The organism is Streptomyces sp. NPDC055749 (genome assembly GCF_053617235.1).
Window position 1 is genome coordinate 157,496 of record NZ_JBSHFH010000011.1, and the last position, 17,484, is coordinate 174,979.

Annotated in this window: 12 protein-coding genes; 3 read left to right on the forward strand and 9 right to left on the reverse strand. The window is 71.8% G+C overall.

Going from position 1 to position 17,484, the window contains the following annotated elements; genetic code table 11:
* The first annotated feature begins 52 nt into the window (after nucleotides 1-52).
* Nucleotides 53-1,123, forward strand: coding sequence for an NlpC/P60 family protein (locus tag ACWGO0_RS11415; RefSeq protein ID WP_453531561.1), 1,071 nt, complete (start codon nucleotides 53-55; stop codon nucleotides 1,121-1,123).
* A gap of 25 nt (nucleotides 1,124-1,148) precedes the next feature.
* Here the strand turns inward: ACWGO0_RS11415 and ACWGO0_RS11420 are convergent, their stop codons facing one another.
* Together ACWGO0_RS11420 and abc-f are read right to left on the reverse strand one after the other, a co-directional pair.
* Nucleotides 1,149-2,345, reverse strand: a complete 1,197-nt coding sequence (locus tag ACWGO0_RS11420; RefSeq protein ID WP_453531564.1) for a macrolide family glycosyltransferase — start codon at nucleotides 2,343-2,345, stop codon at nucleotides 1,149-1,151.
* A 51-nt stretch (nucleotides 2,346-2,396) separates the two neighbouring features.
* A complete protein-coding gene (gene abc-f, locus ACWGO0_RS11425; protein WP_453531567.1) occupies nucleotides 2,397-4,016 on the reverse strand; it encodes a ribosomal protection-like ABC-F family protein in 1,620 nt (539 codons plus the stop codon).
* A 153-nt stretch (nucleotides 4,017-4,169) separates the two neighbouring features.
* On the opposite strand from abc-f, the gene ACWGO0_RS11430 reads away from it, so the two are divergent.
* On the forward strand, nucleotides 4,170-4,790 hold the full coding sequence (locus tag ACWGO0_RS11430; RefSeq protein WP_453531570.1) for a TetR/AcrR family transcriptional regulator: 621 nt from the start codon (nucleotides 4,170-4,172) through the stop codon (nucleotides 4,788-4,790).
* A 30-nt stretch (nucleotides 4,791-4,820) separates the two neighbouring features.
* Here ACWGO0_RS11430 and ACWGO0_RS11435 read toward each other — a convergent pair whose 3' ends face one another.
* A complete protein-coding gene (locus ACWGO0_RS11435; RefSeq protein WP_382735793.1) occupies nucleotides 4,821-5,516 on the reverse strand; it encodes a LuxR C-terminal-related transcriptional regulator in 696 nt (231 codons plus the stop codon).
* Entirely contained in the window at nucleotides 5,513-6,799 is a 1,287-nt protein-coding gene (locus ACWGO0_RS11440) for a PspC domain-containing protein (RefSeq protein ID WP_453531574.1), read from the reverse strand. The genes ACWGO0_RS11435 and ACWGO0_RS11440 overlap by 4 nt, the downstream gene beginning before the upstream one ends.
* A 174-nt stretch (nucleotides 6,800-6,973) precedes the next feature.
* Here ACWGO0_RS11440 and ACWGO0_RS11445 point away from each other — a divergent pair, with 174 nt between their 5' ends.
* Nucleotides 6,974-8,308 (forward strand): PspC domain-containing protein, encoded by a 1,335-nt coding sequence (locus ACWGO0_RS11445; protein ID WP_453531577.1) that lies wholly within the window; start codon nucleotides 6,974-6,976, stop codon nucleotides 8,306-8,308.
* Nucleotides 8,309-8,464: 156 nt separating this feature from the next.
* On the opposite strand, the gene ACWGO0_RS11450 is transcribed toward ACWGO0_RS11445, so the two are convergent.
* From ACWGO0_RS11450 to ACWGO0_RS11470, 5 genes are all read right to left on the reverse strand, one after another.
* The gene (locus ACWGO0_RS11450) at nucleotides 8,465-8,971 is read right to left on the reverse strand and encodes a DoxX family protein (RefSeq protein WP_453531580.1); all 507 of its coding nucleotides are present in this window, start codon (nucleotides 8,969-8,971) and stop codon (nucleotides 8,465-8,467) included.
* A 77-nt stretch (nucleotides 8,972-9,048) separates the two neighbouring features.
* Entirely contained in the window at nucleotides 9,049-14,262 is a 5,214-nt protein-coding gene (locus ACWGO0_RS11455; protein WP_453531583.1) for a wHTH domain-containing protein, read from the reverse strand.
* An 88-nt stretch (nucleotides 14,263-14,350) separates the two neighbouring features.
* Nucleotides 14,351-15,619 (reverse strand): hypothetical protein, encoded by a 1,269-nt coding sequence (locus ACWGO0_RS11460; RefSeq protein WP_453531586.1) that lies wholly within the window; start codon nucleotides 15,617-15,619, stop codon nucleotides 14,351-14,353.
* A 113-nt stretch (nucleotides 15,620-15,732) separates the two neighbouring features.
* Nucleotides 15,733-16,533, reverse strand: coding sequence for a class II aldolase/adducin family protein (locus tag ACWGO0_RS11465; RefSeq protein WP_453531589.1), 801 nt, complete (start codon nucleotides 16,531-16,533; stop codon nucleotides 15,733-15,735).
* Between the two features lie 93 nt (nucleotides 16,534-16,626).
* Nucleotides 16,627-17,382 carry an SAM-dependent methyltransferase gene (locus tag ACWGO0_RS11470; protein WP_453531592.1) on the reverse strand — a complete coding sequence of 252 codons (756 nt, stop codon included), beginning with the start codon at nucleotides 17,380-17,382 and terminating at the stop codon, nucleotides 16,627-16,629.
* Nucleotides 17,383-17,484: the final 102 nt, after the last annotated feature.

Here is a 17,484-nt window from a genome sequence, read left to right on the forward strand (position 1 = left end):
GGGCCCGCCGGTAGCTTCCGACGGGCAGCCGAACAGGAAGGACGCGGCCCTCGTGGCAGCACACCGGAAAGCCGCTCACCGGAAAGCCGGGCAGCGCCCGTTCACCGGCCCTGCCGCCCGCACCGCGGCGACCCTGGCCTTCGCAGGGGCCGCGACCGCAACCGCCTTCGACGGCGCGGCGCAGGCCGACCCGCAGCTGACGCCGACCCAGGTCAGGGCCAAGATCGACCGGCTGTACCACGACGCCGAGGTCGCCACAGAGCAGTACAACGGCACGAAGGAGAAGGCGACCGCCGCCGCCAGGTCCCTGGACACGCTGCGCGACGAGGCCGCCCGCAGGACCGAGCGCCTCAACACCGCACGCGGCACGCTGGGCTCGCTCGCCACCGCCCAGTACCGCTCCGGTGGCCTCGACCCCGCCGTACAGCTGGCGCTCTCCTCCGACCCCGACCAGTACCTGGAACGCGCCTCGTACCTGAACCGTGCCGGTGACCGCCAGGCCGCGGTCCTCAACGGAATCCGCCGGCAGGTCACCGGTGTCGCCCAGCTCCGCGCACGGGCGGAGGGCGAGCTCGCGACGCTCACCGCGCGCCGGGCCGAGCTGACGGAGCACAAGAAGACCGTCCGCACGAAACTGGCAGACGCCAGGCGCCTCCTGGACACCCTGACCGACGCCGAGCGCGCCGACTACGAGCGCTCGGCCGACGCGGCGCACGGCGGCGCCGCCACCCGCGCCGACCGCAGCACCCCGCGCGGCGCGGTCAGCGCCCCCAACGCCCGTGCCGCGCAGGCCGTCGACTTCGCGTACACGGCGCTCGGCAAGCCGTACGTCTGGGGCGCCACCGGCCCCTCCTCCTTCGACTGCTCCGGCCTCACCCAGGCCGCCTGGCGCTCAGCGGGTGTATCGCTGCCCCGCACCACGTACACCCAGATCAACGCCGGACAGCGCGTGTCCCGCTCCGAACTCGCCCCCGGAGACCTGGTGTTCTTCTACTCGGGCATCAGCCACGTCGGGCTGTACATCGGCGGCGGCCAGATGATCCACGCACCGCGCCCCGGAGCGCCCGTGCGTGTCGCGCCGATCGACCAGATGCCCTTCGCGGGAGCGACCCGGGTGGCATAGGCCCCCGGCGCCCCGACAGCACCGGTCAGCCCGCCGGTCCGTCAGCGCCGGCCAGCTTGCCCTCGATGAGATCGGCGGCGCGCGGGGTGCCGCCCTCGGCCCGTGCGTCGGCGCGCAACTGTGCCGACCGGCGGGCGCACTCCGGGTCGGTGGACAGTTCATCGAGGGCCGCTCTCAGGGTCTCGGCAGTGGCGTCCTGGGTGTCGATGCGGCGGGCAACTCCCAGCTCCACGAGCCGGTCCGCGTTCATGAACTGCTCGGCGCCCTGGGGCACGGCGATCATCGGGACGCCCGCAAGGAGTGCTTCGCCGCAGCCGCCCATTCCGGCGTGCGTGACGAAGGCGTCCGCCTGCTCCAGGATCGCCCTCTGCGGGACCCAGGAACGCACCTCGACGTTGGGCGGGATGTCGCCGAGTTCGTTCGGGTCGGTGTACTTGCCGATCTGGAGCACGATGTGCCAGCCGGGCAGGTTCCCGTACGCCGCCACGCACTGGCGGTAGAACTCCGGCTGTCGCGTGTACGCCGAGCCCAGGGAGATCAGCAGTACGTTCTCCGCGTCCGCGGGCCGTTTCCACTCGTCCGCGTCCCCGCGTGCGTCGAAGCACGGCCCGACGAAGGTCACCGAGTCGGTGTCGACCTTGTCGGCGTACGGCTGCATCGCCCTGGGGATCAGGGCGAGCGCCCGTGCGGGAGGACCGGAGAAGGCGTCCACGTCCGTGGTGGTCGCCCCGCACTCGGCGAGCCAGCCCGCGAACCTCGCCCGGTACGCGTCGGCACCAGGCAACTTCCGCAGGTGCACCGCGACCTCCTCCTCATAGCCGTCCCAGGCCACGAACGTCGGAGACAGCTGCATGAGGGAACGGCCCTGCGATTCGGCGAGGGCTCGCGCGGCGTAGGCACCGATGTCGTACAGATACAGGTCCGCCCGGTCGTGGTCGTAGGCGGCGCGCAGCTGAGGAAGTGCCTGGACGGCGTCGTCGAGGAACAGGCTCGCCGCGGCGATGGCGTCGTCGGGCCAGTTGTTGTCGGCAACAGGCAGCACGGAGGTGCAGGGGACGAATTCGGCACCGGCGGCCGTGATCCGGTCGGCCACGGCCGGGTCGTTGGCGTAGGTGACCCGGTGTCCGCGGGCCACCAGCTCGCGAATGATCTCAAGGCTTGGCAGGACGTGGCTGATGATGGGGATGCCGACCATCGCGATGTGGGCGCGGCGAGGGGACATGGGCGATCACTCGTTTCGGGTGCGGGGTGGGCATGGCGGGATCGGTGCTCTTCAGCCGCTGATCGCGGGCACTCGGGCGGGGCGCAGAGCCAGATGCGTTCCTCTCCAGCGCCGCCGCAGCAACCGGTCGTGGCTGACGAGGACGACGGTGCCGGCGAAACCGGCCAAGGCGGCCTCCAGTTCCTCGGCGAGCGCCGGGGACAGGTGGTTGGTGGGCTCGTCGAGCAGCAGGACGTCCGCAGGCCGGCTGACCAGCCGCGCCAGAGCGAGCCGCTGCCGCTGGCCGGTGGAGAGCCGCGCGACCGGAACCTCCAGCCGGGCACGGTCGAACAGCCCCAGGGCCAGCAGCCGTTCGGCGTGGTCCTCGGCCTCCCCCACCCGCCCACGGGCGTACGCGGCCAGAAGGGTCTCGTCCGCCGAACCGGAGTCGGGGTCCTGCGGGAGGTACCCGATCCGGCCGCGCCTGTCGACGTACCCGTTGCCCGGAGCCAGGTTCCCGGCCAGGACGCGCAGCAGGGTGCTCTTGCCCGCACCGTTCTCGCCCGTGATCAGCAGGCGGTCACCCGCCCGGACTGTCAGATCGACCGGGTCGAGTCTGCCCGCGACGGCGACCCCGACAGCGTCGAGCACGGCGCCGTGCAGCTGTCCGGCCCGCAGCACAGGGGAGAAGTTCAGAGGCTCCGGCGGGGCCGGGACCGGGTCGGCCAGCAGACGGCGCAACCGTTCCTCGGCGTTGCGGACGCGGCTGGCCAGGGACTGCTGCACACGGGCGCCGGCCTGGTTGTAGGACAGTTTGTCGCCGTCCTTCATCGGTCGGCCGGGAGCCACCCGGCGGGCGGTGACCGCAGCCGAGTCGCGCACCTGGTCGACCTCGGCCACCCACCGGTCGTGATGCTCGGCCCAGCGCCGCCGCGCCGCCGCCTTCTCCGCGAGGTATCCGGCGTAGCCGTTGCCGTACCGGACGACGCCGCGCCGGTCCCCGTCCACCTCCAGCAGGCTTGTCGCGACGTGTTCGAGGAAGCCCCGGTCGTGGGAGACGACCACTGTGGTGCCCCGCCTGCTGCGCAGGTGCTCCTCCAGCCATGCCACGGCGGCCTCGTCCAGATGATTGGTCGGCTCGTCCAGCAGCAGTACCTCCGGGGCAGCTGCCAGCACCGCTGCCAGACGCAACCGGACCTGTTCGCCGCCGGAGAGACTGCCCAGGGGCGAGGCGCGGTGCACCTGCTTCAGACCGAGGCCGTGCAGGGCGCGTTCCAGCCGGGCATCGGCGTCGTATCCACCGCGCAGCTCGAAGGCCGAAACCGCCTCGCCGTAGGCGCCGAGCGCCGACTCGTCACCGTCGGCCATCACTGTCTCCAGGCGGCGCATCCGCGCTTCGATCGCACGAAGATCGCCCAGTGCCCGGTCGATGACCTGCTGGGCCGTCATATCCGCCGGCAGGCCCCCGTCCTGGGCGAGGTAGCCGACGCCGCCGTCGGCCTGAAGGATGATTTCCCCCTGGTCGGGGCGCTCCCGATCGGCGAGCAGCCGCAGCAGGGTGGTCTTGCCGGACCCGTTCTCGCCGACGATCCCGGTGCACTCACCTTTCGCGAGCGAGAAGGTCACCGAGTCGAGAACGGACCTGCCGTCGAAGGATTTGCTGACCGCGAGCGCGGTGATCTGCGTGGGCATACGAGCGACTCCGAAGCTGTCGGGGACGAAACGGCCGTCTGGGACCGCAAGGCCGGAAGAACGCTTCGGAAGAGCATCGACGACTCCACTAGTGCGACAACTGTTACTTTAAGATGCTGACAGATCCATCCACACCGAGCAACCGGATTCCCGATGACAGACCCACCGGCGCCGCCGGACCGTCGACCGGGCGGTCGCACCGCCCGTATCCGCGCCCAAGTGCTCGACGCGGTGCGCGCCGAACTCGGTGAAAACGGTTACGAGGGGCTGACGATGGAGGGCGTCGCGGCCCGCGCCGGCGTGCACCGCGCCACGGTCTACCGGCGCTGGGAGGACATCGGTGGCCTGCTCGCCGACGTCCTGGACTCCGCGGGCGAGGACGACTGGCAGCCCGCGGACACCGGCTCGCTGTGCGGCGATCTGACAGCCCTCAACGACGAGATCCAGGAGTCCCTGGTCGCGCAACCGTCGATCCCCGAAGCCCTGATCGCCGCATCGTTCCGCTCCGCGCGGGCCGCCGACGCCCAGCAGCGGCTGTGGGAGGACCGGTACGCGCGCTGCGAGGTCGTCGTCGAGCGCGCCGTCGAACGCGGTGAACTCCCGCCGCACACGGACGCGCGGCGGCTGCTGATCGCCGCCACCGCGCCGCTCTACCACCAACTGGTACTCATGCGGACGACTCCCGATCCGAAACTGCCGGGTCACGCGGCCACCACCGCAACCCTGGCCGCCGCCGCCGGAGCGTTCGGCCCGGAGACCGAGCACCCGGCGTGAGGAGCCCCGCCCGAGGAGCTCCGCCGAGGCTCAGACCAGCCTGCGCGCCGTCGCCCACCGGGTCAGCTCGTGCCGGTTGGACAGCTGGAGCTTCCTGAGCACCGCCGAGACGTGCGACTCGACCGTCTTCACCGAGATGAAGAGCTGCTTGGCGATCTCCTTGTACGCGTATCCGCGCGCGATCAGCCGCAGCACCTCGCGCTCGCGCTGGGTCAGCCGGTCCAGGTCCTCGTCGACCGGCGGCGCGTCCGTCGAGGCGAAGGCGTCCAGCACGAAGCCGGCCAGCCGCGGCGAGAACACCGCGTCGCCGTCCTGGACCCGGAAGACCGAGTCGACCAGGTCCGTGCCGGTGATCGTCTTGGTGACGTAGCCGCGGGCGCCGCCCCGGATGACTCCGATGACGTCCTCGGCGGCGTCCGAGACGGACAGCGCCAGGAAGCGCACCGGGTTCTCGGCCGCACCCATCATCGGGGCGCAGCGCCGCAGCACCTCCACGCCGCCGCCGCCCGGCAGATGGACGTCTAGGAGGACGACCTCGGGGCGGGTCGCGGTGATGACCGTGACGGCCTGGTCGACGTCGGCGGCCTCGCCGACGACCTCGACTCCGGTCTCCTCGGTACGGCCGATCTCGGCCTGGACCCCGGTACGGAACATCCGGTGGTCGTCGACGAGCACGACCCGTACCCGCCGCTCCGGGCCCCCGGTGGCTTCGGTGTTCTCGGTCATTCGCCCGCCCTTTCCATCTCCAGCTCGACTTCCGTGCCCCCACCGGGCACCGAACGCAGCCGCGCCGTACCGCCGTTGCGCTGCATCCGGCCGATGATTGATTCTCGTACGCCCATCCTGTCGCCCGGGACCGAATCCAGGTCGAATCCCGGACCGCGGTCCTTCACGGAGACGAAGACGGTACGGCCCTCGACTTCCGCGTACACCTGGACGGCCCCGCCCTCGCCACCGTACTTGGCGGCGTTGACCATCGCCTCGCGTGCGGCCTGCATCTGGGCGGCCAGCTTCTCGTCGAGGGGGCAGTCGCCGACGACGACGACCTCCAGCGGGACGCCGTGCTTGTCCTCGACCTCGGCGGCGGCGCGCTTGACCGCCTCGGCGAGGCTCGAGGGTTCGTCGTCCTCGTCCTTGCCGGTGCCCTCGGGGTTGTACAGCCAGTTGCGCAGCTCGCGCTCCTGGGCGCGGGCCAGCCTGCGGACCTCGCCGCCGTCGTCCGCGCTGCGCTGGATCAGGGTGAGGGTGTGCAGGACCGAGTCGTGTACGTGCGCCGCGACCTCGGCGCGCTCCTGGGCGCGGATGCGCATGAGCCGCTCCTCGGAGAGGTCCTGCGTCATCCGTACGAGATAGGGACCGGCCAGCAGGGCGATGCCGGTGAGTACGGCGATGGCCGCTGTCATCACGTTGCCGAGCTGGGCCGCCGAGCCGCGGACCACCATGAAGACGGCCAGGCCGAGGCCGACCAGTGCCACACCGGCCAGTCCGCGGGCCAGTTGCAGCACCCGGCGGCGGCGGCCGACCTCCATCCAGCGGGCGCGCCGCGCGTTGTCGGCCTGGCGCCAGACCAGTACGGAGCCCGCGCCGATCAGGAGCGTCGGCCAGATGTAGCGGTCGGCCTTGCTGCCCATGTCGACGTTGCCGACGAAGATCACGGCGCCGATGAGCAGCGCGACGAGCGCGAAGAACTGTCCCTTGTCCGGCTTGCGGAGCCGGCGCCGGCCGTCCGGGGCGGTCTCGAAGACGGAACGCGGCGCGTCCACACCGCCGACGCCGAGCGGCACGACGATCCAGAACACGGCGTACAGCAGGGCGCCCAGGCCGTCCGCGAAGAACAGCCCGAGGAAGAGGAACCGCACCCAGGCGACGGGCAGCCCGAGGTGCCCGGCCAGCCCGCGCGCGACACCGCCGAGCAGCCGTCCGTCGGCGCTTCGGTACAGCTTGCGTACGGGCGGCTCCTCCGGGTCCGGTGCGAGGGAGCTTGCGGCTCGGGTCGTGGCGGCTGGCATACGACGATCGTCACACGTACGCGCGTGCGGTGGCATCAGGGTCGGCCCCTATTCGACCCTGACTCGTGCACGGGAGCGCTTCACGGCCCCCAGGGGTCCCGGTAAGGCAATATCAGGGACCGTCCAGGGTCGGGGCGGGTGCCGCGGAGGCGTACGGACCGTCACCATGGGGGCATGACCGCTACCCAGGACGCCTCCCCCGGCGTCACGCCGCCCCCCGAGCCGAAACCGCAGCTGCACCGCAGCTCGCGGCAGAAAGTGGTGGCCGGGGTGTGCGGCGGGCTCGGCCGGTACTGCGACGTCGACCCGGTGATCTTCCGGATCGTGCTCGGCGTCCTCTCGGTGACCGGCGGCATCGGACTGATCTTCTACGGCTTCGCGTGGCTGCTGCTCCCGCTGGACGGCGAGGAGGAGAACGAGGCGCGCAAACTGCTGTCGGGCCGGGTGGAGGGCGCGTCGCTGATCGCTCTGGTGCTCGCCCTCGTCGGCTGCGGGCTGTTCCTCTCGATGCTGCACAACGGCGGGATGCTGGCCTTCGCCGCGATGCTGTCGCTCGCCGTCATCGGCTCCACCGTCTGGGCGCAGCACCGCAGGACGGCCGTGCCCGACACTCCGCCGGCCACCGCGGCGGCGCAGGCGCCCGGGGGCACTCCGGGCCACGGGGCGCCGCCCGAGGTGAAGGCCCCGCCGACGCCCGGCAGCCCCTCCTGGTGGCGCGATCCGATCGTCAAGGACGGCACCTCGGGCCCGGTCGGGCCCGGCTATCTGTGGGGACCCGAGGACGCGACTCCGGGCTCCTGGGCCGCGCCGCCGGGCACCCGGACGGCCACGGCGGACGCCCCGTACAGCGCCCCCTACCGTCCTCCGGGGACGCGGGGACCGCGCTCGATCGGCGGCCTGGTCTTCCTCCTCGCGCTGATCGCGGGCGGTCTGGGCACGGGGCTGAGCTGGGACTCCCAGCCGCTGGGTACGAGCCTGCAGGCCGGGCTCGCCGCCGCGCTCGCGGTCTTCGGCCTGGGACTGGTGGTCAGCTCGTTCCTGGGGCGGACCGGGTTCGGCACGCTCTTCCTGGTGGTGGTCACGGCCGGGCTGCTGGCCGGCTCGGCGGCCGTACCGAAGGACATCGGCACCGACTGGGTCCGCACGGAGTGGCGCCCGGCCTCGGTCGCGGCGGTCCAGCCCCGGTACGAGCTGGGCACCGGTGTCGGCAAGCTCGACCTGTCCGGGGTCACGGTCCCCGTCGGTGAAACCCTCGTCACGGAGCTGGAGGTCGGTGCGGGCCGCGCGGTCGTCGTCGTACCCAAGGGCGTGACGGTGAAGCTGGACGCGGAGGCGGGTCTCGGGGACATCCAGCTGCCGGCCCAGAAGCCCGAGGACGTGGATGTGGGCCCGAGCCGGACGAGCAAGGAAACCCTTGCGCCGCCCGGGGGCGGCAAGCCGGCCGGCACGGTCGAGCTGAGACTGGAAGTCGGCGTCGGACAAGTGGAGGTCATCCGTGCTGCGTCATGAGTTCCGGCCGGGCCGCGCGGTGACGGGCGTCGTGATGCTCGTCCTGGCCGCCGGTTACGCGGCGGACGCGGCGGGAGAGTGGGACGCCCCGTGGACGTTCTTCCTCCCGCTGTTCTGCGGCGGCCTCGGGCTGGCCGCCACGGCTACGTGGGTGAGCTACAGGTTGCGCCGCCGTCGTGCCGCGAGGAAGGCGTCCGCGGAGAACGCGGCGGCGCCCGCGAGCACCAGCGGCAGCCAGGCCATGAGGTAGATCAGGTCGTTGCCGTAGTAGTACGGCTCGGTCTGCCAGCTCACGGTCAGCCACAGGCTGAGCGAGATCATCGCGCCGCCGAGCGCGGCGAGCCGTGCGAACAGTCCGACGAGGGTGCCGAGCCCGACAGCGAGTTCGCCGATCCCGATGGCGTAGCCGAAGCCGACGGGGCTCTTCAGCGCCAGGTCGACGAGGGCCGGGATCGCGGAGGAGTCCCGTACACCTCGCATCATCTCGCCGATCGAGCCTGCGCCGTCGGCGGACATGAAGCCGCTGTCGGTCAGCTTGTCCAGACCGGCGTAGATGAAGGTGACTCCGAGGAAGATCCGCAGCGGCAGCAGCGCGTACTGCCTGGCGCGGTCCCGGAGACTGGCCGGTTCGCTCAGTCCGTAGGTGTTTCCGTAGCCGTTCATGGCTGACCCGCCTTCCATTGACCCGTCACCAGACGATACGTACGCGGGGATCGGCCTGCTCACCGGGTGTGGGCCGGTCAGCAGGCATCCGTGGCCCTGGGCACCAGCGCCCACGCCTCGGCCACCGCCGTGGCCACGTCGGGCACCTCCAGGCCCAGTGCGCGCAGCCGGCCGGCGATGTCGGCGACGGTGGTGGTGAGGCGGTGGGCGCAGAGCAGGAGGTGCTCGAGGCCGACGGGCTCGTCGAGGGGCAGCCACGCACCGTCGTGTTCAGCGTCCTCCCTCAGCAGGAGCAGTTCCTCCGGCCTGTACGGGTCGAGCGGGTAGTCGTCGGGCGAGATGTCGGCGCCGGCGGCCCGGAGGTGTCTGGCGACGTCGGACGGGGAACGGCGGGCGAGGTGCGAGACGGCCCGGACGTAGGCGGGACGGACGGAGAGGTCGTCGCGGAAGCCGCCGCCGAGGCTCTGGGACGTGCCCGGGTAGCTGCCCAGCAACTCGCTCAGCCACGCCGTCGCCTCGAAGCCGTCCCCGTCCGGTGCCAACGTCTGCACAGTGGCTCCGAGTGCCCGCAGACGCGCGCGAGCCTCGTCCACGGTCATACCGGCCGCGTCGGCAGCGAGCACCACGTGGCGGAAGGACACGTAGTCCAGTGGGGCCACCCAGGGGTTGTGCGGGCTGCCGTCCCTTCTGAGCAGGATCTCGTCGGTGTCGCTCACCTCCGGCAGACTTTCGCCCCAGGCATCGGGCACGTCCAGTCCTCTGAGCCGCATCGCCTCCGCCGTCCGCTCGTGCTCCCAGCCCAGTTCGGCGGCCACCTGGATCACATGGGCCATGGGGATCGATTCGCGCACGGTCTTCTGGGTGTACGGGATCCAGGGCCCGGCCAGTGCCCGTTCCGTCCGCTCGTCGAACACGTCGAAAGCGGACTCGGGCAGCTCCGCGGAAGTCATGCCCCGGGCGGCCAGCCGGTCCCGTACGTCCGTGACGGTCCAGCCCAGCCGTCCGGCCGTGATCGCCAGATGCGCGATCGGCACCGGCACCCGGGGGTCGAGACCTTGGCGCAAGCGGCTGTCCGCGCCGTGGACTTGGGCCAGCAGCACGAGATCGTCCTTGTCGAGGGCATCTGGGAGGTCGTCGTAGGGAACGTCGACCGCGAGGGAGCGCAGCCGCCGGGCGACCTCGGGGAGGGAGGCGTATGTCTCCCGGGCCAGCGCGTGCAGGTCCAGGAGCGTGGCGGGCCCGCGAAGATCGAGCCGTCCCCGTCCCGCGACCGGGAGGACGAGCAGATCCATGTCTGCCTGTGCGGGCAGCGCGTCCTCGGGAAGCCCGTCGTGCACGAGACAGCCGTGTGCCTCCAGCAGCCGGACCGCTCGGTCCCTCGTGCAGTTCTTCAAACGGGCCATCCGGTACACGTCCGCGAGGGACGCCACCGGGCGACCGCCCTCCGGGCCGGGCACGGTGAGTTGCCAGCCGCCGCTGAGGTCGTTGAGGTCGTCGAGGTTCTGCGTTGCGCACCGGTACCGGCTGAGCACCTTCCGTACCTCATGGACGCCGAGCCCGCGCGCTTCCGCCAGATCCACGATGTGCTCGTGGCTGATCACGCTGGCGTAGAAAGTCGAGGAATGCCCCGGCCGGTACCGCTCAAGATCGCGGAACAGCCCGGCTTCCACCGACTCCGGTTCCAGCAGCGACGAGCAGGGCGCCGTGTCGTATCCGAGCTCCTGGAGGAGCACCAGCACCTCGGCCAGTTCCTGTGGGCTTCTGTCGCGGCAGGCGCTCATCAGCTGGCGCGGTCCGATCGCACCGCCCGGGCGGACCGATGGCCTCAGACCGTCCGCGTCCTCACTGGTCAGGCTGGTCAGTTCGGCAGCGGACAGCAGCGCGACCCGTTCCGGCACCGGCAGCGCCAGCCCCAGTCCGGCAAGGCGCCCGGCAGCCCAGCCGCGGGACTCGTGCAGCTGCTCGGCACGCTCGTAGACGAGCGCGGGCGAGACCCATGCGTCCCAGGTGGTGTCCGATTCCTCCGATCCTTCCCGGTTGTGGCCCAGGAGCTCGGAGTCCGACGGCGACGCGGGGCGCAGGCGTACCGTGCCCAGCTCGGGCGGACACGTGTCTCCGAGCGCCGCGCGCACCTCTTCCGGGAAGTGGGCGGCGTAGCGCCAGAGCGCGAGATGTCCGGGGAGGTGCGTGGTCATGTCCTTGGACCTGTAGGTGGACCTGTGCCGCGCGAACGGCCGCTCGCCCACCCAGGTGGCCCTCAGCTCACGGTCCCCGAGCCGGAATCCGGTGTCCCGCAGGGCGGCGGTCCCGTCCTTGTAGACGAGTTCCGCACCCACTCTGACCAGCCCGGCCACGATCGCGTCGGCGATCCGCGGCTCCGCTTCCGCGATGCTCTCCAGCCACGCCACCGTGAGCACCCCGCTCCTGCTCAGTGCCTGGGCAGCGTCCTTCTTGCTGAGCAGGGAGAAAAGGGCGGGAGCGACCTCGTCGAGGATCTCGGACCGGTTCACGGAGAGCCGGGGCAGCTCCTTCTTGCCCGAGGTCTGGAGCACGGGACCCCGGAGATTGACGACGGCCCCGCGCATATCCATCGCGTCTCCCCTGCTCCGCGCCTGCCCACCGTCCCCCCGGAACCAGTGCCCGCGCACCGAGATGCCGTCGACCAGCAGCGCCCCGCCTCGCTCGCACCAGAACACCTTGCCGCCGGGCACCGGGGCGACGTCCCCCTCGGCCTCGATGACCGGGTCCGTCCCCGTATCGGGTTTGCTGCTGTACACCTCCGGCTCCCAGGTCTCCGCATCACTGCCCACGTGTTCCGCCTCCGTGCGGAAACGGGCCACGCCCAGCACGGACCGCAGCACCTTCACGCACGAGAAGTCCTTCAGGTCCTCGCGCAGATAGAGGCGAATGCGGGTGCCGCAGTCGTCACGGACGAACTTCGGCTCCTCCTGGCACTGGGCCACCTGGAAGAGGTGCTCCGGGCCGTCGATCGTGACGCGGAGCGCGGTTGGCTCCGCCTTGCCGTCGGGCCGGAACTTGCGTGTGATCACTTCGATCTCGTCCGCGATCATGAAGTAGCTGAGGACGCCGATGCCGAAACGGCTGTTCTGCTGGACGGTGATGCCGCGCTGCCGCCAGGTGAGCATCTCCTCCTGGAACGAGCTGAGATGGGAGAGCCTGGCCCCACCCTGCGCGAAGGAGTGGAGCAGTTCGCGGCGGCCCATGCCCGAGCCGTTGTCGACGCAGTCGACGTACCAGCGTCCCCGGGTGCGGTCGAACTGCTGGGTGAACTCGATCGCACCCCGCCAGTCCGGGTCCTCCCCCTGCTTGGCGAGGACCTGCTCCCTCGCCTCGCGCACCTGGCAGGCGTCCATCGCGTTCTGGTACAGCTCGCGGATGGCCAGATGGCGGTCGCCGTACAGCGCCTCGCCGGTGAGCAGATCCCGTACGCGCGTGGCGTCGAGGCCGAATCGGGTGGCGATCGGGTAGAACCGCGGCTCGCCCGTCTCGGGGTCCGGCTCCGGCGTCACCTCGATGTCCGACGCCCTGCTCGGCAGATCGGCGAGCCCGGGAATCCGCAGATTGCTGCAGAACAGTCCGTCCAGCGCCTGCACCTGCTCCTGGAGGGCGACCATCAGCGCCTGGTGGCCACACTCTGCCTTCAGCGTCAGGGTGCCCCTGTTCCCGGTCGTCATGGACCACTGGGCGCCGTCGACGGCGAGTCGTACGCGTACCAGCCCGATGGGCTCACGGCCCCCCAGGTGCTCCACGAGGACCGAGGGGAGCTCACTGCGGTCGAGCGCCATGAGGCGGGCGACACAGAGCATGAGCCCGACCCGCTGGCAGGCGGGCCCGTCCTCGGGTGCCCGCACCGCCAGGACCGGTGGTTCGGCAAGGACACCGCCGCCGTGCCGCATGGCACGGAACAGCCAGGACATGACCGGCGGGCTGAACTCCTCCTCCAGCTCGTCGGTACCCGCGAGCATGTTCTGGAGGAAGCGGACCAGGTCGTCGGAACGGTCGTGCGCGTTCCCGGGGTCGCAGAGGGTCTGGTGGAGCACCCATGCCTCGGCCACCCTGCGGTCCCGCCGCGAGGCCCCTGCGACCCCCTGGCGGTCCCCTCCCGGGCCGGCCGCTCCGCCACCGGGGTCGGTCTGCCGCTGGAGCCTCGGGTACTGGTCCCACTCGGTGCGCAGGTCCCGGTAGTCGGCCCGTGCCGCCAGCCGGACCCGGAAGCCGAAGTACAGCGCGGGCGCCACCGCGAGCAGTGCCGCCTCGACCGGGGTGAACGCGGCGACTTCGGGGCGGTCCACGAGATACGCCAGGCGCTCGGAGGTCCGCAGGTCCGACTCCCAGTCGAGCCACGGGTCGTCACGCAGCTTCTCCCGCTCGGACGCCAGCTCACGGTCGAGTGCGCGGACCACCGTCTCGGCCTGCGCCCGCCACTCCTCGGCCTCCTGGGTGTCGGCGACCTTGGCCCACACCGGATGCTCCCGCACCAGCCGGACCCGCCGCCCCGCCGTGGACCGTTCGGGCAGGACGACGAACCGAGGGCTCAGGGTCTCGCCGCCGAGCCTGGGCACCTGCCGGGGCGGCGGGTTCGACTGCCGGGTACGGAGATCGGCCATCGCGGATTCCAGCAGGACGCAGAGCCGGTCGGCGAGGAGTTCGCCCTGGGCGTCGGCAAGCACGTCCCGCATCGCCTGCGTGAAGAGGCTGAAGCGGGCGCCGTCCGGGCCCGCGACGGCTGCGGTCCTCTCCGGTTCGCACGCCATCAGATAGCCGAGCTTGTCCGTGCCGGCCGGCACCTTGAACGCGCTCCCGTCGTCCTCCAGCCGGTCGCGGCAGGCGTCCACGACGAAGAGGACCTGCTCGGCCGCGCTCCGCCCCACCTGTTCCGCCCAGTCGCCCTCGAGGTTGACGTTGGTCGTCGAGAGGGCCTGCTCGCTCCAGGTCTCCACGGAGGAGTCGGTCCCGGCGAACCAGTGCTGCCCGGCGTGATGGAAGCCGTGGCCGCTGAGGAAGACCATCAGATGCTGGCCGGCGTGCCCGTCGGCGATGAACCGGCCGATCGCCTGGACGAGTTCCTTGCTCTCGAACTTCCGGCAGTCGCTCGCCGGGTCGATCGCGTACCCCTGGTCGGTGAGCGCGGTCCACAGATCGCGGTACTCGTCGCCGAGGTAGTCCAGCGGCTGCCAGGCCGTGGAGGTGTACTCCGGTACGAACAGGAGAAGCGCCCGGTGCGAAGGTTCCGTCCCGGTCGCAGGTGTGGTTGAGCTGTTCACTGTCATACCGGTCACGCATCCCGTCGCCGCCGCCTGCCCGACTCCTGGAATCGTACTGGCGACGGCCCAACCGGTCTGCCTCCGAGCGAAGTTGTCAGTCCGTCACGTCGATGACGACGCGGTTGGTCTCCACCCCGGCGGCGGTGACGACCTGGACGTCCACCACCCCCGGTTCGACCTCGACGGGCACCGGCACGGTGAGCACGGTGTCGGTCGGGTTGGCGAAGCCTCCGGTGACGGGGATCAGCGGCACGTGGACGTGGACCCGGCCGATCCTGACGACCATCCTGGCCAGCCGGTCCGGGCTGCCCGCCCCGGGCGGTACGAAGCCGGCGCCGCGGATCTCGATGTCGTCCCCGGTACGGATCGGGGCGTCCAGATCTCCGGCCTCGCGGGTCCGTACGACGGAGAGAATGACCGGGCGGCCGCCCTCCGCGTACTTCCCCGCGAAGTACGTCGCGGCGGAGACCGCCACCAGGAGCGCGAGCCCCCAGGGCAGGTCGGGCAGTTGCTCGGGGCGGCGGGCCAGGCGGACCGCGGCGAACAGTACGGCGACGGCGCTGACGAGCACGTACTGCACATCGGTGAAACTGCCGCGCCCGGAGTCGTCGGTGAGCAGATCGGCGGCGCGCGGGCGCTCGGCCCTCAGCTTCTGCAGGCGCTGCGCCAGGACGCGTACGGTCACCACCCGTCGTACGAGGACGGCGACGGCGCACACGAGCGCGAGCACGGTCAGCACTCCGGCGGAGCGCACCAGGTCGAGGCCCTCTATCAGCTCGTCGCGGTCCGTGTGCCCGGAGGCGCCCGCCAGTTGGAGGGCGAGGACGAGCACGGAGAAGACGGCGAGCAGCACCCAGGAGGCGGCGACCGTGCGGGAGGTGGAGAGCCGGTTGTCCTCGCCGATCAGCGGGGCGAGGAGGCCGCCGCGGGCGCGGTGGAAGCGGGCGGCGCCGGTCAGCAGCCCCGCGGTGACGAGTCCGGCGACCAGCCCTGCGGTACGGGCGGTGGACCAGCCCGCCCCGATGGCGGTGACGCTCTCGCCGACGACCAGGGCGGCGACCGCGCCCCAGACGATGACCAGCGTGCGCCGCCAGACCTGGTGGAGCCAGGCGTCGCCCGCCTCCCGGCCCCGGTCGGCGACGGTGCGGGCCGATACGGTCAGTTCGTCCGACACCCACTGCCGGGACGCGGAGGCCGACTGGGCGACCCCTGCGGGCAGGCCGTTGCCCGCGGCCAGTTCGTCCCGCTTGGCGAGGAAGGCCGCGACCGCGCGCCGGTGCCCTTCGCGTGCTCCGTGCGGGCAGTCGCCGCACGTACAGCCACCGCCGTGCGTGCTGCTCTTTCTCGCCTCGTCCAACGCCACGAAGAACGCCGCCCTTTTCGATCGGTTCCCGGCCAACTCGCCTGTGATTTCTGCGAATTGTGCCGTACGGGACGACTGGGAACCTCATCGGGGCGAATGGGCAGCGCGTTTCGTCAGAATGTTCGACTGATCCGCTGCCACAGGGGCTGGTAGTTGATCCAGGCCACGAGGTCGCTGCCGAGCTGTTCGCGGGTGACGACGGCGTCCCGGTGCTCGATCAGTACGGGCTTCCCCGCGGCCCGCGCCGCGAGCTGGACCTGGCAGGAGCGCTCCATCGTGAGGAACCACCAGGCCGCCGCGTCCACCGAGTCCCCGACCGTCAGCAGCCCGTGGTTGCGCAGGATGATCGCCTTGTGGCGGCCGAGCGCGCTCGCTATCCGCCGGCCCTCGTCCTCGTCCACGACCACGCCCGTATAGGCGTCGTAGAGGCTGTGGGCCTCGTAGAAGGCGCAGGCCTCCTGGGTGATCGGCTCGATGAGTTCGCCGAGCGCGGAGAGGGCGCGCCCGTGCACGGAGTGGGTGTGCGCGACGGCGACGACGTCCGGGCGGGCCCGGTGGACCTGGGCGTGCACGGCGAAGGCCGCCTGGTTGACGTGGAAGCGCCCCTGGACGACCTGCCCGTCACCGTTGACCAGGATCAGGTCCTGCGGGGCGAGGTCCTGGAAGGGCGCCCCGAAGGGATTGACCCAGAAGCAGTCGCCGAGCTCCGGGTCCCGCGCGGTGAGGTGCCCGGAGACGCCCTCCTCGTACCCGTACTCCCCGAACAGCCGCAGCGCACCTGCCAGCCGCTCCCGGCGGTACGCGCGCTCCTCGCCCGGCGACGCGTGGACGGGCGGCATGGCGAAGTGCAGCTGCTCGACAGGTACGGGCGCGGGCGTGACGGCGGGTTCGGGCGTGACGGCGGGCTCGGACACGGCGGCTCCTCTGGCTCCCAGGGCGTACGGGAACGGAAGTTACCGCCGGTCGCCCCAGGTGACCAGAGCGATCACGCACCGATTCGGTGCGGGTCAGGTGCTGAGCACGAGGTACGCGAGGCCGAGCGTTCCCCGGTAACCGCCGTAGTAACCGGTGCGGCGGGCGTCGACAGCGGCGACGACTCCGTCGTGCAGCGGGTGCGTGGGGTTCGCCAGGGCCCAGCGCTCGCCGCGCCCGATGTTGGCGCTCGACTCGAAAAGGTCCCATTCGCGCTGGTCGGCGACGGTCACCTGGAGCGGGCGCAGTCCGGCGGCCTCGGCCTGCCGGATCAGTCCGAGCAGGGTGGGGAAGTCGTCCGGTTCGGCCTCCAGGCTTTCCAGTGCGGCCTTCGAGGGCTCCTTCTCCCAGAACCCGTCGCCGAACAGCACCCGGCCACCGGGCCGCACGGACGACTTCAGGGCCTTCAGCGCCTCAGGGGTGGACCCGGGCCAAGCGTGCGCGGCACCGATCGACACGGCCAGGTCGTAGTCGCCACCGGTCCAGTCGGCGGCGGGCACCTCGTGGAAGCGGACCCGCTCGGCGAGCCCTCGCTCCTGTGCGAGGCGCCGCCCGCGCTCCACGGCTTCCGTGTCGGTCTCCACGCCGTCCCCGGTGGAGCCTGGGGCTGCCTCGACGAGCCGCATCAGGAGTTCGCCCCAGCCGCTGCCGAGGTCCGCGATCCGCGATCCCTGTGCGGGGTCGCAGGCGGCCACCAGCCGCGCCGCGTGCTCTTCGGAGAGCGGGGTGTTCCAGACCAGACGGTCGTTGTGGGCTGCGGACATGAGGGCGCGGATCTCATCTGCTGACATGAGGGCGGAGCCTCCCACGCGTCCCCGCGGGGCCGCCACCGGTTTTCGGTACGGCGCCGGACGCGGCGACGCCGCCGCCCTCCGGGGAGGGCGGCGGGGGCG